The organism is Haemophilus sp. THUN1690 (assembly GCF_059704375.1).
Genome location: NZ_AP046582.1, coordinates 864,102 through 886,254, shown reverse-complemented (window position 1 = coordinate 886,254; position 22,153 = coordinate 864,102). Strand labels below are relative to the sequence as shown.

14 protein-coding genes and 1 pseudogene are annotated in these 22,153 nt (G+C 39.3%); 6 read left to right on the top strand and 9 right to left on the bottom strand.

Features of this window, described 5'->3' with window-relative positions; all coding sequences use genetic code 11:
• Window positions 1-68 precede the first annotated feature (68 nt).
• Complete coding sequence (locus tag AC6H22_RS04190) at window positions 69-749, bottom strand: SanA/YdcF family protein (protein ID WP_497515404.1); 681 nt, start codon at window positions 747-749, stop codon at window positions 69-71.
• 157 nt (window positions 750-906) lie between these two features.
• On the opposite strand from AC6H22_RS04190, the gene metX reads away from it, so the two are divergent.
• Entirely contained in the window at window positions 907-1,983 is a 1,077-nt protein-coding gene (gene metX, locus AC6H22_RS04185) for a homoserine O-acetyltransferase MetX (RefSeq protein ID WP_497515403.1), read from the top strand.
• Between the two features lie 69 nt (window positions 1,984-2,052).
• Here the strand turns inward: metX and gyrA are convergent, their stop codons facing one another.
• The 3 genes from gyrA to AC6H22_RS04170 all read right to left on the bottom strand — a co-directional run bounded on the left by gyrA (window position 2,053) and on the right by AC6H22_RS04170 (window position 7,578).
• Complete coding sequence (gyrA, locus tag AC6H22_RS04180) at window positions 2,053-4,695, bottom strand: DNA topoisomerase (ATP-hydrolyzing) subunit A (RefSeq protein WP_497515402.1); 2,643 nt, start codon at window positions 4,693-4,695, stop codon at window positions 2,053-2,055.
• A 505-nt stretch (window positions 4,696-5,200) separates the two neighbouring features.
• Window positions 5,201-6,964, bottom strand: coding sequence for a 30S ribosomal protein S12 methylthiotransferase accessory factor YcaO (gene ycaO / locus AC6H22_RS04175; RefSeq protein WP_005628093.1), 1,764 nt, complete (start codon window positions 6,962-6,964; stop codon window positions 5,201-5,203).
• A 137-nt stretch (window positions 6,965-7,101) separates the two neighbouring features.
• Window positions 7,102-7,578 (bottom strand): hypothetical protein, encoded by a 477-nt coding sequence (locus AC6H22_RS04170; protein ID WP_005628091.1) that lies wholly within the window; start codon window positions 7,576-7,578, stop codon window positions 7,102-7,104.
• A 230-nt stretch (window positions 7,579-7,808) separates the two neighbouring features.
• Between AC6H22_RS04170 and AC6H22_RS04165 the strand changes: the two genes are divergently transcribed.
• Window positions 7,809-8,615 carry a methyltransferase domain-containing protein gene (locus AC6H22_RS04165; RefSeq protein WP_497515401.1) on the top strand — a complete coding sequence of 269 codons (807 nt, stop codon included), beginning with the start codon at window positions 7,809-7,811 and terminating at the stop codon, window positions 8,613-8,615.
• On the opposite strand, the gene AC6H22_RS04160 is transcribed toward AC6H22_RS04165, so the two are convergent.
• The gene (locus AC6H22_RS04160; protein WP_497515400.1) at window positions 8,612-9,310 is read right to left on the bottom strand and encodes a class I SAM-dependent methyltransferase; all 699 of its coding nucleotides are present in this window, start codon (window positions 9,308-9,310) and stop codon (window positions 8,612-8,614) included. The two genes, AC6H22_RS04165 and AC6H22_RS04160, sit on opposite strands and share 4 nt — an antisense overlap.
• Window positions 9,311-9,343: 33 nt before the next feature.
• Here AC6H22_RS04160 and gloB point away from each other — a divergent pair, with 33 nt between their 5' ends.
• Window positions 9,344-10,060, top strand: a complete 717-nt coding sequence (gloB, locus tag AC6H22_RS04155; protein ID WP_497515399.1) for a hydroxyacylglutathione hydrolase — start codon at window positions 9,344-9,346, stop codon at window positions 10,058-10,060.
• 53 nt (window positions 10,061-10,113) lie between these two features.
• On the opposite strand, the gene tehB is transcribed toward gloB, so the two are convergent.
• Both tehB and metG read right to left on the bottom strand, forming a co-directional pair.
• Complete coding sequence (tehB, locus tag AC6H22_RS04150) at window positions 10,114-10,974, bottom strand: SAM-dependent methyltransferase TehB (RefSeq protein WP_497515398.1); 861 nt, start codon at window positions 10,972-10,974, stop codon at window positions 10,114-10,116.
• A 112-nt stretch (window positions 10,975-11,086) separates the two neighbouring features.
• A complete protein-coding gene (gene metG, locus AC6H22_RS04145; RefSeq protein WP_497515397.1) occupies window positions 11,087-13,135 on the bottom strand; it encodes a methionine--tRNA ligase in 2,049 nt (682 codons plus the stop codon).
• 150 nt (window positions 13,136-13,285) lie between these two features.
• On the opposite strand from metG, the gene apbC reads away from it, so the two are divergent.
• Window positions 13,286-14,398, top strand: coding sequence for an iron-sulfur cluster carrier protein ApbC (gene apbC, locus AC6H22_RS04140; RefSeq protein ID WP_497515396.1), 1,113 nt, complete (start codon window positions 13,286-13,288; stop codon window positions 14,396-14,398).
• A 52-nt stretch (window positions 14,399-14,450) separates the two neighbouring features.
• On the opposite strand, the gene AC6H22_RS04135 is transcribed toward apbC, so the two are convergent.
• Window positions 14,451-15,113, bottom strand: coding sequence for an NAD(P)H-dependent oxidoreductase (locus AC6H22_RS04135; protein WP_497515395.1), 663 nt, complete (start codon window positions 15,111-15,113; stop codon window positions 14,451-14,453).
• Between the two features lie 112 nt (window positions 15,114-15,225).
• Between AC6H22_RS04135 and siaB the strand changes: the two genes are divergently transcribed.
• Window positions 15,226-15,900 carry a 5-acetyl neuraminic acid cytidyl-transferase gene (gene siaB / locus AC6H22_RS04130; protein ID WP_162790458.1) on the top strand — a complete coding sequence of 225 codons (675 nt, stop codon included), beginning with the start codon at window positions 15,226-15,228 and terminating at the stop codon, window positions 15,898-15,900.
• A 295-nt stretch (window positions 15,901-16,195) separates the two neighbouring features.
• The gene (locus tag AC6H22_RS04125) at window positions 16,196-21,964 is read left to right on the top strand and encodes a YadA-like family protein (RefSeq protein WP_497515394.1); all 5,769 of its coding nucleotides are present in this window, start codon (window positions 16,196-16,198) and stop codon (window positions 21,962-21,964) included.
• 88 nt (window positions 21,965-22,052) lie between these two features.
• Here AC6H22_RS04125 and AC6H22_RS04120 read toward each other — a convergent pair.
• A pseudogene (locus tag AC6H22_RS04120) lies at window positions 22,053-22,151 on the bottom strand (IS1595 family transposase); the annotation flags it as partial.
• Between the last annotated feature and the right edge of the window lie 2 nt (window positions 22,152-22,153).

Here is a 22,153-nt window from a genome sequence, read left to right as displayed (position 1 = left end):
ACCGCTTTTTGTTTATTTAACAAGCTTAGATTAGTTTGATTTTAAAGAAATGTGATGTAGATCAATATTTATAATTTAGTGCTGTTTGGCAATGGGGTGGGGTTCCCCAAAAAATAAGGCTCAACACCTAATATCAAATCCAAAACTGCTTTTATACGCGCAAAAACTTCTCTTATTCGAGTAGATAGATGTAATTCAGGTTGTTTTGCTACAAAACAAATCGCATCAATATCATGTGCTTTAGCAATTAAAAGTGCGCGTTCGCAATGAAATTTTTGGCTGACAATCGTAAATGTTTGTACTTGGAAAATTTTATCTGCGCGGATAACGGAATCTAGCGTACGGAAACCCGCAAAATCACGGAACATAGAGGCTTCAGATACGCCCATTTTTCGTAAATCACGAAACATTGCTCTTGGTTCGTTATATTGGACAGTACGATTATCGCCACTTAATAAAAGGTAATTGACTTTTTGATGATCGATCAACTCTTTTGCCGCAGCTAAACGATACTCGTAATAAGCATTGGGTTTTCCACCAATAATATATTTTGATGTGCCCAGCACAAGAGCATATGCGCGAGGGGGGAGTTCATCAATATTCGTGAATATCTTATCACGCACATAAAAACTTACGCCTTTATCGATAAGCAAGCAAAGCATAATCAGTGCAAAGATTGTATAGAGCGATATACGAAAAAGTGCGGTTAATTTTGATGGTAATTTTTTTATTATCATGCCTGTAAACATAATGAAAAATTCCCTGCACTTCAAGGAGAATTTGATGGATTTTATGAATTGTATTGATGTGTGATAATTTAGCCGTTTAGACGGCTAAAATTTCTTGACAATCTAATCGACTTACTGATAGTTTAGGCGCCATTCTCATTATTACAATAGGTTTCCAATGTCTGTGCAAAATGTAGTGCTTTTTGACACACAGCCTTTAACCATGACGCTTGGTGGCAAGCTTTCCCATATCAATGTCGCGTATCAAACTTATGGTACGCTCAATGCTGAAAAAAATAATGCGGTATTAATTTGCCATGCTTTGACTGGCGATGCTGAGCCTTATTTCGATGATGGTCGCGATGGCTGGTGGCAGAATTTTATGGGAGCAGGTTTAGCATTGGATACGGATCGTTATTTTTTTATTAGTTCGAACGTATTAGGTGGTTGCAAGGGAACAACAGGGCCTTCATCAATTAATCCGCAAACGGGTAAACCTTATGGTAGCCAATTTCCTAATATTGTCGTGCAAGATATTGTCAAAGTACAAAAAGCCTTGCTTGATCATCTTGGCGTTAGCCATTTAAAAGCTATTATTGGTGGATCTTTTGGTGGCATGCAAGCAAACCAATGGGCGATTGATTATCCTGATTTTATGGATAATATCGTAAATCTTTGTTCATCCATTTATTTTAGTGCTGAAGCCATCGGCTTTAACCATGTTATGCGTCAGGCGGTCATTAATGACCCTAATTTTAATGGTGGCGATTACTATGATGGTACACCGCCGGATCAAGGGCTATCTATTGCGCGCATGCTAGGTATGTTGACTTACCGCACTGATTTACAATTAGCCAAAGCCTTTGGGCGTGCCACAAAATCAGATGGCAGCTTTTGGGGCGATTACTTTCAAGTTGAATCCTACCTTTCTTATCAAGGCAAAAAATTTTTAGAACGTTTTGATGCCAATAGTTATTTGCATTTGTTACGTGCGTTGGATATGTATGATCCAAGCATAGGGTATGAAAATGTCAAAGAGGCATTGTCACGCATTAAAGCACGCTATACATTGGTTTCAGTGACAACGGATCAACTCTTTAAGCCACTTGACCTTTATAAAAGTAAACAGCTTTTAGAGCAAAGTGGAGTCGATCTACATTTTTACGAATTCCCATCAGATTATGGACACGATGCGTTTTTAGTGGATTATGATCAGTTTGAAAAACGAATTAGAGATGGTTTGGCTGGTAATTAATTAGTCATAAAAAAGTGCGGTGAAATTTCACCGCACTTCTTCGTTTATAATAGGTTCTTTTATAATAAGCTATTCTTCAGAACCGATTTCTTCTAAAGAATCCTCTTCATCTGCATCACAAACACGCTCTAAACTTACAACATGTTCATCATCTGCAGTACGAATTAAACGAACACCTTGCGTGTTACGACCTACGATACCCACTTCGCTTACGCGTGTGCGAACAAGGGTTCCTGCATCAGTGATCAACATAATTTGGTCTGTTTCTTCTACTTGAGTTGCGGCAACGACTTTACCATTGCGTTCACTCACTTTAATTGAAATCACACCTTTTGTATTACGTGATTTAGTTGGGTATTCACTTAATTGTGTGCGTTTTCCGTATCCGTTTTGTGTTGCGGTTAAAATAGCACCTTCACCTTTTGGTACAACGAGAGAAACCACTTTATCGATATTTAAGTCTAATGATGCTTCAGCGTTGTCATCAGAAATATCTTCAATTTCTACCGCACTTTCATCGTCAGAAATATCGTTTGTTAAAGCAAGTTTGATACCGCGAACGCCTGTTGCTAAACGCCCCATTGCACGAACAGCATTTTCAGCAAAACGTACCACTCGACCTTGTGATGAGAACAACATTATTTCGTTGCTACCATCGGTAATATCTACGCCGATTAACTCATCTTCATCACGTAAATTCAATGCGATGATACCGTTTGAACGTGGACGGCTAAATTCGGTTAAGGCGATTTTCTTCACAATACCGCCTGCAGTTGCCATAACTACGAATTTATCTTCTTCGTAAGCAGAAACTGGCAAGATTGCAGTAATACGTTCGTTTTCTTGTAACGGAAGAATATTCACAATTGGACGACCGCGTGCGCCACGGCTTGCTTGTGGAAGTTGATATACTTTCAACCAATATAAACGGCCACGGCTAGAGAAGCAGAGGATCGTATCGTGAGTGTTTGCCACCAGTAATTTTTCGATGAAATCTTCTTCTTTCATCTTCGTCGCAGATTTGCCTTTACCGCCACGACGTTGAGCTTCATAGTCGGTCAGTGGTTGGTATTTCACATAACCTTCGTGAGAAAGCGTTACAACTACGTCTTCTTGTGCGATTAAATCTTCTAAATCAATATCACCAGAAGCTGCGGTAATTTCAGTTAAACGATCATCACCGAATTGTGCTTTTACTTCTTCCAATTCTTCACGAATCACTTCCATTAAGCGTTCTGCGCTACTTAAAATATGAAGAAGATCCGCAATTTTAACTAATAATTCCTCATATTCTTTTACAACTTCTTCAAACGCAATGCCCGTTAAACGATGTAAGCGAAGTTCTAGAATCGCGTTTACTTGCGCTGGCGATAAGTAATATTGTTCACCTTGAATACCAAGATTTTCTTCTAAATCATCAGGACGAGCAGAAACATCAAGAAGATTAATAATATCGCTGTGCAACGTCCAAGAACGTGAACTGATTGCTGTTGCGGCCTCTTCACGGTTTTTAGAGTTGCGAATGATCGCAATCATTTCATCGATATTAGAACGTGCAACCGCTAAACCTTCCAAAATATGCGTACGTTCACGCGCTTTGCGAAGTTCAAAGATAGAACGACGAGTCACCACTTCACGGCGGTGTAAAACAAAGGCTTCAATGATTTCTTTAAGATTAAATAAACGTGGTTGACCGTGATCCAATGCCACCATATTGATACCAAAGGTCACTTGCATTTGAGTGAGGGAGTAAAGATGGTTTAATACCACTTCCCCTACAGCATCACGTTTAATATCAATTTCAATACGGATCCCTTCTTTGTTTGAAAGGTCAGTAATATTGCTGATGCCTTCGATTTTTTTCTCGCGAATTAATTCAGCGATTTTCTCGACTAATTTTGCTTTATTTACTTGGTATGGCAATTCAGACACGATAATTTGTTCGCGTCCTTTTGCGTTGGTTTCTACTGTTGCACGAGCACGAACATACACTTTGCCACGACCAGTGCGATAGGCTTCTTCAATCCCTTTACGACCATTAATTAACGCAGCCGTTGGGAAGTCTGGGCCCGGAATATGTTGCATTAATTCATCAATGGTAATTTCATTGTTGTCGATATATGCCAAGCAGCCATTTAATACTTCATTTAAGTTGTGTGGAGGAATGTTAGTTGCCATCCCCACTGCAATACCGGAAGAACCATTTGCTAAAAGTGCTGGAATACGAGTCGGCAATACATCTGGAATCATTAATTCGCCATCATAGTTTGGCGAGAAATTGACGGTTTCTTTATCCAAATCCGTGAGCAATGCTTGCGTAATTTTTTGCATACGCACTTCGGTATAACGCATTGCAGCTGGCGCATCACCATCAATTGAACCGAAGTTACCTTGCCCATCAACCAACATATAGCGAAGTGAGAAGGGTTGCGCCATACGAACGATGGTATCGTACACGGCAGAGTCACCATGCGGGTGATATTTACCGATTACATCACCCACAACACGCGCTGATTTTACATATTTTTTATTGGCGGTATTGCCTTCGCGATCCATTGAGAATAGTACGCGGCGGTGAACAGGTTTTAAACCATCTCGAACGTCAGGTAATGCACGCCCAACGATAACCGACATCGCGTAGTCAAGGTAGGAAGATTTGAGTTCTTCTTCGATATTGACAGGGGTGATAGATGATTGGATTGAATCCGTCATTGGTATTCCTTTTTTGATCAAAAATTGTGGCGGATTATAGCATAAAATTGTGGATATGTGGTTTTTGATATCAGGATTTCGCCTGATGGCGACCTACTTTTTCTTTGCTTTGCCAAAGAAAAAGTAGGCAAAAAGAAAGGCAACCCTGCTTTTCCTTATTTCCTTTGTTCCATTGAATTTGTTTCACGGAAATTTTCTGAACTCGCTGCGCTCAAACAGACGAAAATTTCCTACAAATTCAATTACACAAAGGCGGAAAAGAAGGGATTATTTTTAAGTGCGTGTGATGCTTAGATAAATTAAAGACCCCATATAAATCGCCTTTGCGACTTTCAATTTTTAGGCAATTTTCGTCTGTTTGAGCGCAGCGAGTTTAGAAAATTGCCGTTAAGAAAATTGAAATAAAGCAAAGATTAGCGATTTAATTGGGGCGTGTTTTCTTTGCCTACTTTCTTTTACACGAGTAAAAGAAAGTAGGTCGTCGTCAGGCGAAATCCTGACCTAATTATTTCCAATTTTCTTTTTTGGCTTTCTGCAACTTCCCATAAGCGTCCAGTAACGCCTGATGTTCCTTAAAGTTTTCCAAATTCTCATCACTTGCTGGAAGATTGTAGAACGGATTACCACCTTCAGAGACAGCAGCCCAAGCGTGTTTAACCGCATCTTTACCATACATTTTCTCAAATACTGCACGATATTGTGCTGGGTCGCGATTTTGACCTAAATGTAATTCTATGATGGAAATTAATGCGCGGTAATAATTCACACGTTCTGTAGTGAATACGGAGCTGTTCATATTCAGCGTCCAGTTTGCCCAATCTAATCCCTGTTCTAATTCACCTAATGCAAGGTGGAGCATTGATTTTAATTCACCTATGCGTAAGGTTGTCCAGCCGCTATTTTTAGGTGCAACGATACCGATAAATTCACGCACGCGAGTCGCATCATCAATATCTTGTCCGTCTAATTCATCTAATAGTTCTTGATAGGTTTCTGCATCGTGATGCCAGTTTGGTAAATCGAGTAAAATTTCGCGCCAATCCATTCCCATATTATTATTGGCGTAAATTAAATCGTCTGCAGGATAAATATCAGACATGCCTGGCACAATAATACGGCACGCATAGACATCCAAATGGTTGTAATCCATTACGTAAACTTCTTTTTCATCCGCACGGAAAATTGCCATTAAATTATTGTATTCTTCTTGCGTGGTACCGCTGAAATTCCAATCAGCAAATTCATAATCAGGCGTTTCTTTGAATAAATCCCAAGAAATTAAACCGCTTGAGTCAATAAAGTGGGTTTCTAAATTAGCGTGTTCAGCCACATCATCGTTATTGAAAGATGGTGGAGAGAAAACATCTAAATCTTTCAAACTACGCCCTTGTAAAAGTTCAGTCACTGTACGTTCTAATGCCACTTGGAAATTTGGATGTGCACCGAAAGAGGCAAAGCAAGTGCCGTTATTAGGATTTAATAACACGACGCAAATAACAGGGTATTTTCCGCCAAGTGAAGCATCAAAAGCATAAATTGGGAAACCTTCTTCCTCTAATTTTGCAATGGAAGCCTGAATAGATGGATAGCGATCCATCACAGATTTTGGAATTTCTGGCAGACTGATCGCTTCAGCGATAATTTTGTTTTTCACATAACGCTCAAATACCTCTGATAAGCCTTGCACGCGAGCTTCAAATTTCGTATTGCCCGCAGACATGCCATTTGAGACATAAAGGTTGGCAATAATACTTTGTGGAATATAAACGGTTTGTTCGTCCGATTGACTAACATAAGGCATCGCCACGATCCCACGATCGTAATTGCCAGATTGTAAATCTACCAATAATTCAGGCGTAAGCTCGGCATTAGGATCAAAATAATCCAATAAATAATCATCTAAAATGCCATTAGGCAGTAAAGCATCATCTTCAATCGGGAACCATTTTTCATTGGGATAATGAACAAAATCGCCGTTTGCAATTTCTTGCCCTAAATAGAAATCAGCAAAGAAATAATTAGTGGAAAGACGCTCAAAATATTCGCCAAGGGCAGAGGCTAACGCCGCTTTTTTGCTTGCGCCTTTACCATTAGAAAAACATTGCGGGCAGTCTTTATCGCGAATATGCACAGACCACACATTTGGCACTGGATTCAACCAAGATGCCTCTTCAATATTAAAACCAAGTGCGGTCAATTTTTGCTGAAATTTTGCAATGCTATCTTCTAATGCGGCATCTTTGCCAGGGATAAACGTTTGTTCTGTCATTTTTTGTTCCTAAACAAGAAAAAAGTGCGGTGAATAATAGGGGAGTTTTAATGGCTGGGCAAGATTTTTTCGGTAAAAATAAACCCCGAAAAATTTCGGGATTTTCTACCGCACTTTTAATGTAGATTTGATTGTAGTTAAAGTAACGTTGGATTGAACCGCATTTTCAAGGCAATCGTAATGGCGGCGAAAATTTTTTCATCGTTGAGAGGAAAGTTTTCTCGTAAAGTGCGGTGGGAATCAGTTATATTTATTTGGGCTTGTGATAATTCATTTAATAAAATCGGGAGAGAAAGATTGAGTTGCTCAGCGATTTGTTGAATGGAGAAATGTTCGAAAGTCATCATCAAGCGATCTAAATTGCAGTAAGAAGGCATGCGATTATGTGTGATGAGATCGGCAAATTGAGTGTTGATTTTTACCCATTTCTTCTTGCGGCTATAAAAATGCAGTAATAAACCAAATACGGTAAATCCAGCAAAGAAAAGATGAATGTCTAAGGCCTGAGCAAAAGGAAATCCTAGCCACATTGAAATGCCACTTGCAACAACGAAAAGCAAACTTAAGGCTAATCCCCACACTAAGAAAAATTTATAAATCACTTCAAATTTCATTGAATTATCCTTTTCTACGAAATAACCATAGGAAAATATAGAGCACCTAATATTATAGAATCCTTTTATCTTATTTTGCTACGTTATATTTGAATTAATATATCGATGCTGTAGAATTCGTTGTAATGTCTCGTTTTTAAAAAGTAAAAATGAAAAAACGCTTACCATTTTAACCGCACTTCGCCCGAACTTTTACATCAACATTTGAATAACCACATTGAAAAATCACTATGACTATTTACGACATCAATTTTGCTGAACTTTATCAACAACACTTAATCGCTTGTAATCATTATAACTTGCCTCCGACAAAATGGGATAAAAAAGCCGTGAAAATGGCAGAGAATTTAGTTGGCAAGCCTTCAGCATATAATCAGCAATTATTGCAAGCTATGAATGTGCAAGCCGATGAAACTGTATTGGATATTGGCTGTGGACCTGGTACTTTTGCTGTGCCACTCGCACAACAAGGCTCAACGGTATATGCCTTAGATTATAGCAATAGAATGTTAGATTGCTTGGCGCAATTCAAGCAGAAATTTGGTTTACATCATCTCACGACATTTCATAAATCTTGGGCGGATAATTGGGATGATGTGCCGCAAGCTGATGTGGTATTGGCATCTCGTTCAACGTTGGTGGACGATTTGGACGATATGATCGAAAAACTCTGTGCCAAAGCGAAAAAACGTGTGTTTTTGACTTCTGTCACACAACGTCATTTTTTAGATGAGGGCGTATTTGAGGCGATTGGCCGTGAAGATATTGGTTTCCCCACTTATATTTATTTACTCAATCGGTTGTATCAAAAAGGCATTCAGGCAAATTTGAATTTTATTGAAACTGAATCGGGTTGTTTTCAAGGTGAAAGCTACGAGGATTTATTAGTCTCGGTGGAATTTTCTTTAGGCGAGCTTTCCGAAAAAGAAAAACAGGGTTTAAAAGCCTTTTACGATCGTAAACAAGCCAATAACGAACCCATTTCTCACGGACAGAAAAAATGGGCGTTGATTTGGTGGAATGTGGAACGTGCCTAACTTTTAAGTTTGAATGCATTTACCGGCTCTAAAAATACCGGTATTTTTGACCGCACTTTTTCTGGGTTGAGAGTCAGTGGATAAGTCCGTTTTTGCGCAATGATTAACGTGAGCGGCGGAAAAATTTTTGCGCGTTTATTTTTGGTTGGGATAGAGCATTTTTCAATCACTTCAAAATTGAGTAACGAAAGCCAATCAATCACACGCCAATCAGGGTAGTGACGCAACGGATAATTTCCCATTTTTCTTTTGAAAATCAGTGGACTTAATGGATTAAATAAAGCAATGAAAATCCAGCCATCGTCAGCTAGTACACGATGAGATTCGCGCAGAATTTGATGTGGATCTTGCGCAAAATTGAGCGTATTCATTAAAAACACAGCATGGATTTCTTTTTGAATGAATGGCAATTCGGTGAGGCTTGCTTGAACTAAGCTAACTTTAGCATTGCAAAGTGCGGTGAGATTTGGCGTGATTTTTTCGCTCAGAATAATCTGATGGTGCATAGGCAAAGTTGTCGTAACTTCAGCGCTTAACCCACCGATTTTCAAAACCTGATGGCCTAAAATTTTAGGCATCCAAGGTATTAACGTTTGGCGTAAGGCTTGGCAATAATCATCACCCTTTGGCAAATTTTGCCAACTTTCAGGCTGAATGAAAGGCTTGGTCGCTTTGGCATTCCAGTTTACAATCATTTTATTCCTCCATCACAAATGAAAAGGACGATTATGTTATTTGCTTTGCCTGCGCTGAATGATAACTACATTTGGCTTTATCAACGAGAAAATCTGCCTCTTATTATTGTCGATTTGCCTGAAACGGACAAGCTGTTTACATGGCTAGATAAGCAAAACGCAAGAGTTGAAGCGGTGTTGCTTACTCACGAACATGATGATCATACACAAGGTGTGTCGGCATTTAAAAAACGTTATCCAACAGTGCCGATTTATGGGCCGCAAGAATGTGAGAAAAAAGGCGCAACTCAAATTGTGAACGAAGGGACGATCCTTACCGAACATTATCAAATTGATGTCATTCCGACGGGGGGGCACACTAAACAGCACGTTAGTTTTTTAGTGGATAATCATTTATTTTGTGGCGATGCGTTATTTTCTGCTGGTTGCGGACGTGTTTTCACAGGTAATTATGCGCAGATGTTTGAAGGTTTGCAGCGTTTGAATACATTGCCTGACGAGACGATTGTTTGTCCTGCTCACGAATACACCTTGGGAAATTTAGAATTTGCGGAAACGGTGCTGGTGGAGAAAAGTGCGGTAGAAAAAAGTGCGGTAGAAAAACAACGTATTTTTGTTGAAAAACAGCGGGCTGAAAATAAACCTAGTTTGCCGACAACATTAAAACTAGAGCGAGAAATTAATCTGTTTTTACAAGCAAAAACACTTGAAGAATTTACCGCACTTCGCAAAGCAAAAGATATTTTCTAAGTTACTTTTTATTGGGGGTAGCGCAAAGTGCGGCGATTTTTTAAATTAGCAGATTATTTCTTTCTCGCTAACATCGTGGCGAATTTCATTTTAATGCGATTGCCGTTTTCATCGGTTTTGTGTAATTCGCCCATATTTTCGTTATATTCTAAGAATTCCCAATCTTTGTAATATTCTTTCAATTCGTTTTCAGCGAAGGTGAAGGAGAATTGAAGTGGGCAAGGTACATCATCTGTGGACATCGCAGCAACGATTAAGTTATACCCGCCAACATTAGTGTGTTCTTGCATATTTTTAATGATTGACGGCACATGTTCACGATTTAAGAACATAAACACCACCGTTGAAACAATAAAATCATAGTTTTCTTGAATGTTGGCGGTGTTAATGTCGTAAAGTGCGGTAGAAATATTAAGATTTTCTTTTTCTTTGGTTTCATTTAAAAAGGCAATGCTGTTTTCATTGTGATCCCAAGAGGTCACATCATAGCCCAATAAACTTAAATAAAGTGAATTACGCCCTTGGCCGCAACCTAAATCTAATACTTTACAAGGCGAGATAATTTTTGCAGCATCCACCACATCGCTGTGAGTGGCAGTCATATTGTATTTTTTACTGAAATAATCTTCTTTTTTGCAATAGAAACCTAGCGTACATTCTAGGTCATCAGAAAGCGCTTCAACACGATGCCATGCTTGAGGTTCAACAAAAGGAATGTCGCTTTCTGGGGTGAAAATATGCTCGGCAATAATATCGCCATTTTCGGTTAGCTCATAAAATTTGAGCTTACCTTTTAATACAGTTAATTTCCCCCAAGTGCCGACTTTTGTGTTGTGCTTTTCTTGGAACATTTGTGGCAATTTGTCTTTTGTCCACACTGGCATTTGTTTATAGCAAATTAATTCGTTTTTCATAATATTCTCCAAATAGATAAATAGTTGAGTGTTATAGTAGGTTATAAGTTACCTATTTTCAACTAGAAAATAAAAGGGCAACGTAATGTTGCCCTCATTTAGATTGAATTGATTATTTTACTTGCATGCCTGCAGTGACACCACTATCGGCAGATAACAAGAATAAATCACTACCGCCTGTTCCTGCGGATAGAATCATTCCTTCAGACACGCCAAATTTCATTTTACGTGGTGCAAGGTTTGCCACCATAATCACAAAACGACCTTCTAATTCTTCAGGCTTATTGTAAGCCGCTTTAATGCCAGAGAAGACTTGACGAGTATGATCGCCAAGATCTAATTCAAAACGTAAAAGTTTATTAGATTCTGGCACCGCTTCGCATTTCAATACTTTTGCTACACGCATATCAAGTTTGGCGAAATCATCAATAGTGATGGTTTCCGCAATAGGTTCAACAGCAGAAAGTGCGGTTGGTTTTGCTTCAGTTTTTTCTGCAGCTTTATTGGCTGCTGCAAATAAGGCTTTGGTTTCTTCCACAACGGCATCAATTTGTTTTTTCTCTAAACGAGAGAATAAGGCTTTAAATGGTGCAAGAGTATGGCCAAGTAATGGTTGATGAATATTATCCCAACGTAATTCAGCTTGTAAGAAGGCTTCTGCACGTTCTGCCAGTTTTGGAAGAACAGGTTTTAAGTAAGACATCAACACGCGGAAAAGCTCAATTCCCATTGAACATACGGCTTGCAATTCTGCCTCTTTGCCTTCTTCTTTTGCAATCACCCAAGGGGCTTTTTCATCAATGTATTTATTGGCTTTATCCGTTAATGCCATAATTTCACGAATAGCTTTATTGTATTCACGGCTTTCGTAATAAGCAGCGATTTGCTCAGCTTGGGCGGTAAATTCTGCAAATAATGCTTCATCTTCCAGTTTATTTGCAAGTTTGCCTTCAAAGCGTTTCGCAATAAAGCCTGCATTGCGAGAAGCTAAATTCACTAATTTGTTTACAATATCCGTATTTACACGTTGTACGAAATCTTCAAGGTTAAAGTCTAAATCTTCAATGCGATCATTTAATTTTGCTGCATAGTAATAACGCAAACATTCAGGATCGATATGATTCAAATAAGTGCTGGCTTGAATGAATGTGCCGCGAGATTTTGACATCTTCGCCCCATCCACCGTGACATAACCGTGAGTGAATACATTAGTCGGTTTACGGTAGCCGCTGCCTTCAAGCATTGCTGGCCAGAATAGACTGTGGAAATAAACGATGTCTTTACCGATGAAATGATAAAGCTCCGCATCACTGCCTTCCGCCCAAAATTCATTGAAATCAATGCCTTCACGATTACATAGATTTTTGAATGAAGCCATATAGCCGATTGGCGCATCTAACCAAACATAGAAGAATTTATCTTTTGCGCCCGGAATTTCAAAACCAAAATAAGGCGCATCGCGTGAAATATCCCATTGTTGTAAACCGCTCTCAAACCATTCTTGCATTTTGTTCGCAATTTCAGATTGAAGTGAGCCAGAACGAGTCCATTCTTTTAACATCCCTTCAAATGCAGGTAAGTCAAAGAAAAAGTGTTCAGATTCTTTTACAACAGGAGTTGCGCCAGAAACGGCTGAACGAGGATTAATTAAATCCATTGGGCTATAAGTAGAAGCACACACTTCGCAGTTATCGCCATATTGATCTTCTGCTTTACATTTCGGGCAAGTGCCTTTCACAAAACGATCAGGCAAGAACATATTTTTTTCAGGGTCGAATAACTGAGAAATGACTTTACTCTTAATAAAGCCATTGGCTTTAAGTTTATTGTAAATTTCTGCGGTGAGCTGTTTGTTTTCTTCGCTGTGAGTGGAATGGTAGTTATCAAAGCTAATATTGAAACCTGCAAAATCACGCACGTGATCGGCTTTTGCTTTAGCAATTAATTCTTCAGGTGTAATGCCAAGTTTATCGGCATTCAACATGATCGGCGTGCCGTGCGCATCGTCTGCACAAACAAAATGGATTTTATTGCCACGCATACGTTGAAAACGCACCCAAATATCCGCTTGGATATGTTCTAACATATGGCCTAAATGAATTGCCCCATTGGCATAAGGCAAGGCGCAAGTGACTAAAATTTTACGGGGTTGAGTTGTCATTTATTATTCTCTTTTTTAGCATATAAAAATTGTGGACATCTTACCCGATACAGGGCTTTTTTTCTAGTTTGAAAAACTTTAACTTAACATACCGCACTTTCCGTGATTAAATATGCCCGACAAATTTACTCTACTAAACAGGAAGTTATTATGGCAACCTACTTTTCTGATAATTTGACTGCCGAGCAGCAAAATCAAGTTCAGCAGATTATTCAACAATTTCAGCATCCAACCCTGCAAAAGGATCTGATTGCGCTTAATACTTTGAAAAAAGTGGAAAAGGGCGGTGATACTTTACGTATTGAATTGCAATTACCTTTTGCGTGGAATTCTGGTGTTGAGCAATTAAAACAAGCGGTTTCAGATGCCTTGTTGAAAGCGACAGATTGCAAAGCAATTAAATGGGCGATCTCGTATCAAATTGCTACACTTAAACGTGCAAATAATCAACCAGCCGTAAAAGGTGTGAAAAATATTATTGCGGTGAGTTCTGGTAAAGGCGGTGTAGGGAAATCATCAGTTTCCGTTAATCTCGCTTTAGCATTACAAGCACAAGGTGCACGTGTTGGGATTTTAGATGCGGATATTTATGGCCCTTCTATTCCTCATATGTTAGGCGCAGCGGATCAACGTCCAACTTCGCCAGATAATCAACACATCACCCCAATTAAAGCACATGGTTTATCCGCAAATTCCATTGGCTTTTTAATGAATGAAGACAGCGCAACAATTTGGCGTGGCCCAATGGCAAGTAGCGCATTAAGCCAATTATTAAATGAAACCCTATGGGATAGTTTAGATTATCTTGTTATCGATATGCCACCAGGCACCGGCGATATTCAACTTACCTTATCACAACAAATCCCTGTGACTGGTGCAGTAGTAGTGACAACTCCGCAAGATATTGCTTTGCTTGATGCAGTGAAAGGTATTTCAATGTTTGAGAGAGTATCCGTGCCGGTATTGGGTATTGTGGAAAATATGTCAATGCATATTTGTAGCGAGTGCGGTCACCACGAAGCGATTTTTGGTACAGGCGGTGCAGAGAAAATGGCTGAAAAATACAATGTGAAAGTATTAGGTCAACTTCCTTTACACATTCGTATTCGTGAAGATTTAGATGCGGGCAACCCAACTGTTGTGCGAGTGCCTGAAAATGAAATTTCACAAGCGTTCCTGCAACTTGCCGAAAAAGTCTCTACAGAACTTTACTGGCAAGGTTCTGTAATTCCAAGTGAGATTTTATTTAAAGAAGTGAAATAATCGAAAAAAAGATAGGGCTGCATTTGCAGCCCTTTTTTAATGGGATTTATTTTTATCCAACCCATTTCACCACTTCATCCAACGTTTTACGGGATTTTTTCGCAATATCGCGTGAGCGGTAGCCAAAGGTTGCGGCAACAGAAACCGCATATTCTTGAGGATCGAATAATCCTTCTTCGGCGAGGCATTCATTCATTTTGTCGTAATGAAAACCTTCAATTGGGCAAGAGTCGATGCCAAGGGCGGCAGCGCCAGTAAGCATATTGGCAAGGGCGATATAAGTTTGTTTACTACACCAATCAAATAAAGTGCGGTCGCTTTCAAGTAATTTCATATCCTCTTCTTGCAAGGCTTTGTATTTTGCGAGGGCGGCTTGTTGTTGCTCTGCGTTCAAGCCTTTACGCGCCATCACATCCACAAAAAATGGGCTGTCATAACGGGCATTTTTCTTCGCTAAAATCACCACAAGGTGACTGCAATGATCAAGCTGATTCATCATTCCCCAGCTAAAAGGTTTCATTTTTTCGCGTAGGGTTTTATTTTGAATCACTAAAAATTTCCAAGGCTCAGAGCCCACAGAACTAGGCGATAATCGACCGCACTCTAAAATACATTCAAAATCTTCATCACTGATTTTTTTTTCGGGGTCGTAATAACGAGTTGAGCTGCGTTGATGAAAGAGTTTAAGAACTTGTTCACGAGTAAGTTGAGTCATTTTATTTCCTCTTTTTAAACAAAAATGTGGTGCCATATTAAAGATTAGTTTTTGCTAAAACAAGGGAAAGATTCTAGAATAGTCAGCACTTTTATCACAGAGGGTGCAAATAATGACAAGAATTGCAATTATTCCTGCGAGAGCAGGTTCTAAAGGAATTAAAGACAAAAATTTACAGCTTGTGGGGGGCGTTTCTTTGGTGGGGCGTGCGATTTTGGCAGCGCAAGAATCGGGTATGTTTGATCAAATTGTGGTGACATCAGATGGTGAAAATATTTTAAAAGAAGCCACAAAATACGGTGCAAAAGCAGTGGCACGCCCTGAAAGTTTGGCGCAAAGTGATACACGCACTATTGATGCTATTTTGCATTGCTTAGAAACACTCAATATTTCACAAGGCACCGCCGCACTTTTGCAACCAACCAGCCCATTGCGCAATGCTTTAGATATTCGTAATGCGATGGAAATTTTCCTGGGCGGCAAATATAAATCTGTGGTTTCCGCTTGCGAATGTGAGCATCATCCTTATAAATCCTTCACTTTAGAAGGCACCGAAGTTCAGCCTATCCACGAATTAACGGATTTTGAAGCCCCACGCCAAAAATTACCGAAATCTTATCGTGCAAATGGCGCAATTTATATTAATGACATCGCAAGTCTCTTTAAAGAAAAACGCTTTTTTATTGCGCCAATGCGTTTTTATTTAATGCCAACTTATCGCTCCATTGATATTGATTCCACACTTGATTTGCAATTAGCAGAAAGTTTAATTTCAAAAGAATTCTAAAAAAATTGGCCGCACGTTGCGGCCTTTGTTTTTTGATACGCATATTTGCTTTTTCTTAATAAAAACGCGCCTAAAAATCACCGCACTTTTGATTACTTCTTGCGCAAAAAAAAAGCAAACGTTTGCTATTGTTTTTTCTTACACTTGATAAATGTAAATTATTGTAAAGATTGTATTTTTAAATTGAACTTAATGACTAAGTCTGTATAATTTTTCCACTTTATTTATGCCTTACTTCTTTTATTAATTGAATAAGAGATTAAGGGTATTTTTTAATATCGTTAGAGAGACATTTATGAATAAAATTTTCCGTATTGTATGGAGCCAAGCAACTCAATCTTGGGTGGCAGTATCCGAATTAACTAAGGCACATAAAAAACAAAGCCGTAACTCACTGAAAGCGGTATTAGGTGGGGCATTAGTGTTGTTAAGTATAAATGCGTCAGAAGCTGCAGTAAATATTGAAAGTACAAATGGTAATTCCATTGATCCTGGTCATACAAAAACTGGTCGGGAAGGGATTGCTATCGGTACGTATGCAGATACAGGTGTAGGTTCGACTAATATTGCTATTGGTAAATTCGCGCGGACAGGATCAGATGGCGAAGGCAGAACTCAGTGGGTGAATCAATCGCTTGCGATTGGTAGTGGTGACTTACAGCATCAAGGTGCTCGTGCTTTTGGTGATCAATCTATTGCTATCGGTAGTAATACTTTTGCAGAGGGTAACTCCTCGATTGCTATTGGTAATGATGACGTAGATAAAGCAGTAACAGTGTCCACAACATATACAAATTCTGATGGTAATGAAACAACAGGTACCGTCGGTGATGCTTATCACAATCTTACAGGTAGAGACCTACTTCACGATGGTGGACAGTATCAAGATACTAAAGCTGGTCAAGCAGCTGTTGCTATCGGTGTAAAAGCACAAGCAGGAGATATTTCTATAGCTCTCGGTTCAGGTGCACGTGCTGAAGTGACGAACTCTGTAGCTTTGGGTTCTGGAGCAACAGCTACGTTGCATAACTCTGTAGCACTTGGTGGCGGATCACTAACGGATAAAGAAGGTACAAAACAAACTTCTACTACTGTTAATGGACATACATATAAATGGAGTGGTGGCGATCAAACTAACAAAGGTGACATAGTATCTTTCGGTAAAATAGGTTTTGAACGTCAGTTGAAGAACGTAGCAGCGGGTGAAGTATCTGACAAGTCCACTGATGCTATTAATGGTTCTCAGTTACATGGCATTTTGAATAGCATAACAATAGATCCAGCATTCTCATATGCCGGTGATAATTCTGCTAAAGATGAAGTAACAGGCGCGGATTCTGATGCAAAAAAAGCTGATGCAAAAACGAAAAGAATCGTTATTAGAAGCATTAAAGATGGCCGTTTGAATCTGTTGGGCGGTGCAACCGGTGAATTGTCAGACAACAACATCGGTGTAAATTATGACAGCGAAAACACCATAAAATTTAAACTGGCAAAAGCATTAACAGGCTTAACCAGCACTGATGTTGGCGGCATTGTAACCAATGCTGGCGGCATTAATATGAACAATAAACCAATCACGAATTTAGCCGCGGGAACGAATTCAACTGATGCAGTTAATAAATCACAGTTAGATAAAGTCGCAACGAATAATATTAAACTTGGCGGTGATTCAGGAACTACTGATGCTCAGCAGCTAGATAAAACTGGTGGTTTACAGTTTAACGTGAAAGGTACAAATGGCTTGACTACAACAGCCAGCGGTACGGATGTAACCGTTAAATTGGATGATGCCACGAAAGCAGCTGTCGATTCAATTGCGAATAAAATTGAAAATAACAAAATCAAACTATCCGCGACAAATGATTCAACTTCAACCGATCAACAAGATTTAAATAAATCGGGAGGGATTGAGTTTAAGGTCAAAGGTGACAACGGATTAACGGCATCTGCGTCAGGTGATACCGTTACATTAAAATTGGATGATACCACTAAAGCTAAAATTGATAACGCGGCGGATAAAGATTTAAGCAATATCACTCCTGCTGGTAAAAAACAAATCAAAGATCAGGTAACTTGGAAAGCGAAAGCGAATAACTCAGGAATCAATTTAGACGATGATACGGTAGATACGGATGATACCGCTGTAACTATTGGTGCAGACGGCATATTAACGCTAGATGCAGGTAAGAACCTACGTTTACAACGTAAAGGTAAGGTATTCACCTATGGATTAGATTCTGATTTAACAGGTATCAACAGCATCACTGGTTTAGTCAACACCTTGCCAGTAACGAAAAATGATGCAGCGGCACCAACAACAAATCAAGCAGCGCCAACAAATGTAAATGGAACAAAAGCTGCGTCTGTAAATGATATTTTAAATGCTGGTTGGAATTTAAAAGAAAATGGTGCAGCCAAAGATTTCGTTAAAGCTTATGACACCGTGAACTTTGTGAATGGTACCGGCACAGCTGCGAATGTAACAGTCACTGAAAACGGTGCTGTAAGTGCGGTTAAATTTGATGTGAAAAAGACAACCATTACTCCGGATGCTGATAAAGGTACGGTATCGGCAGGTGATGCAGGAGATAGCTTTGCAACAGCGAATGATGTTGCAAATGCAATTAATAATGCTTTCTGGAAAGTAACTGGCGCTGAAGATGGCGGTAAATTTGCTGACGGCAATACAACAACAGAAGAACAAGTAAAAGCTGGTGATAAAGTAACATTTAAAGCGGGCGAAAACATCAAGTTAAAACAAGCTGGCAAGGATTTTACTTATTCTTTAAATCCTGTGTTAAGTAACATTACAAGCATTGGTGGTAATGGTACGACAATGACCTTTAAAGATGCTGGTGTAGATTTGGGTGGTAAAAAAATTACAGGTTTAGCGTCAGGTGAAGCACCAACTGATGCAGTTAATAAGTCTCAGTTAGATGCGGCTGTAAATGGTATGTCGGCGAAACCATTGTCATTTTCCGGTGATAATAAAGAAGCTGGAAAATTTGACCGCACTTTGGGTACTGAGGTTAAAGTTGTTGGTGGTGAAACAGAGGCATCTAAATTATCCGATAACAACATTGGTGTGATTGGGGATAAAACTGATACTTTAACGGTTAAATTGGCGAAGTCGTTAAAAGGCTTGAGTAGTGTTGAAGTAAAAGATGATGCTGGTAATACCACGAATATTACTCCAAATGGAATCACTATTTCACAACCAGAGAAAGATGGTAAGAAACCTGACGATGTATCTTTGACAAAAGACGGTTTAAATAACGGTGGTCAAAACATCACTAATGTAGCGGGCAACTTGCCAGGTGCAAAAAAAGATACAACTGCACCAACAACTAATGCAGCTGCACCTAATAATGTAGATGGTATTAAAAATAATGCAGCTACTGTAGGTGACGTATTAAATGCAGGTTGGAACTTGCAAGGTAATGGTAAAGATGTTGATTTTGTAAAACCATATGACACTGTAAACTTTATTGATGGTGAAGGTACTACAGCAGTAGTAACTACTACAGATAATAAAGTATCTACTGTGAAATACGATGTAAAACTTGGCACAGGTCTTAAAAAAGACGAACAAGGTAATATCACTGTAGATGCAGGCAATATTACTAGTGAAAATGGTGCGCCAAAAGTAGAAGATGCAGATAAAGATAAAGTAGCCACTGCAGGTAATGTAGCAGATGCTATTAATAACTCATACTGGACAGCATCTGCGGAAAAAGATGGCAAAGTAATCGGTAACGACGATAACATCAAACCTAGCGGTAAAGTTACGTTTGATGCTGGTAAAAACATCGAAATTGATCACAGCACTGCCAATAAATTTACTTTCAAAACAGTAGATAATCCAGAATTTAAAACTCTTGATTTAAATGATGGCGCTGGAAATAAAGTTAACTTAGCTCCAACAGCAGATGGCCTAAAATTAGGTAAAGGTGATAAGAATGATGAACCTGCTAATATTACGAATGTAACATCTGGCTTGAAACCATATGGAGATGCGAAACCAGATGCTAAAGATTTGGTTAATTTAGATACTCCAAATGTATCTGATAACACAGCTGCTACAGTAGGTGATTTACGTAACATGGGTTGGGTTGTTGGCACACCTGAAAATGGTTATGTAGATACTGTGAAAAATGCTAATAAAGTAGATTTCAAGGCTGGGGCTGGAGTTTCTCTAACTGGTGAAACTAAAGACGGTGTTCGTGAAATTACTATTGGTATTAAAGATGGTGAAGTAGCTAAACCAAATGAATTTACTGCTAAAGTCAATGGAAAGGATACTCCGGTAATCAAAGTAGGAGAACAATATTACAATACAGCAGATATTGATCCGAAAACGGGTAAGCCAAAAGCCGATAAAAACCCGGTAACCCCTGACGCGGGTACGACTCCGACCAATGCAGGTGACGGTTATGTAACAGGTAATAAAGTTGCAACAGCGATTCAAAAATCTGGTTTTGTTGTTGGTAAGCAAACAGAAACATTATCGGATGCAGACTTTAAAAATGAAGATGAAAAAGTGAATCCTAATGATGAACTTCGTTTTGCAGACGGCAACAACACGAAAGTTAAGTTGGCGACGAAAGAGTCTGTTGATAAAGACGGCAATAAAGTAACCACAACGACGGTAAAAGTCGATGTGACTGGTTTACCTGTCCAATATACGGACAAGAACGGTACGCTAGTAACTAAAGTGGGTGACGAATACTTTACCGTTGATGACAAAGGCAACCCGACTACAACGGAAGTGAAGCCTGCAGATTTAACAACTAACATGGTTAATCCTGCGGCCGCACCGAATGTAATTGGCGCACCGACAGCATTGGGTAATGTGAAATCTAATCTTCCGTCTGTAAATGACGCAGATAAGAATGCCAAAGATGTTGCGGGCAATCCGATTGCAGGTAAAGACAATAAGTCTGCGCCGATTACGGCAACTGAAGCAGCTGACTTGTTGAATCTTAAAACGGCAGATGGAAAAGCTAATCCTAAATTTGCAGGTAACAATGCTGCAACAGTATCAGATGTGTTGAATGCAGGTTGGAATTTACAAAATAATGGTGAAGCGAAGGATTTTGTAAAACCTTATGACACTGTTAACTTTGTGGATGGCAAAGGTACCAAAGCTGTGGTGGAAACCACGCCAAACGGTACAACAAGTAACGTGAAGTTTGACATTGATACAGGCAGCATTACCAATAATGCTGATGGTAGCGTTCAAGGCCCTGTGGTGACGCCTGAAATGACTAAAGCGTTAGAAGACGCGACAAATGCATTAAATAGCTTACCGCCGACGGCACCAGCTGCAGTTATTGATGCTGCTAAAAAAGCAGTTGCAGATGCGGCAAATAATATTGCAAATGTTGCAAATAAAGTGGCGACTGCACAAGATGTAGCAAATGCAATTAACAAGTCTGGCTTTGTATTAATGACTTCGGCAAATGGTGGAGAGAAAATTTCAGGTACACCAGAAATGATCAATCCAGGTAAAAAAGTTGAAATGGTTGCAGGCAAAAATATGACCGTGAAACAAGAGTCTAACGGTAAAGTGACTTATGCAACAGCTTCTAATGTAACCTTTGACAGTGTTCAGTTTGGTGATAAAGGGCCTAAGATCACTAATAAGGCTGGAAATATCAACGTAAGTGGTCCTGATGGTAAAACACCTACTAAAATTACAGGTGTGGCACCAGGTGAAATTTCAGCAACTTCTAAAGATGCTATAAATGGTAGCCAGTTATATGCAGTAGCTGCTAGTGTTAGCCATAGACTTGGTGATTTGAATAACAAGATCAACCGAGTTAGCAAACAAGCAGATGCGGGTACTGCAAGTGCATTAGCGGCGGCGACAATTCCGCAAGCTTATACACCAGGTAAGAGCTTAGTTGGTATTGCAGCCGGTAATTACCAGGGGCAAAATAGCCTTGCGCTAGGTATGTCTCGTATTTCTGATAACGGTAAGATTATTATCCGTTTATCTGGTACGGCAAATAGCCAAGGTAAAACTGGCGTTGCAGCTGGCGTAGGTTACCAATGGTAATCAGCTGATAGCGAAAACATAATGAAAAAACACCGCACTTTGCGGTGTTTTTTTATGTTTTTTTATTTAGGGGGAACGTAGATTTGTCCTAAATACCATACCACCTTAGCCATGTTTTAAGTTGTTCTTTTGCTGTTCTCAAATTAAACCGAAATTCACATTTCTTTAAGAATAAAGGAAAGTTTTTTG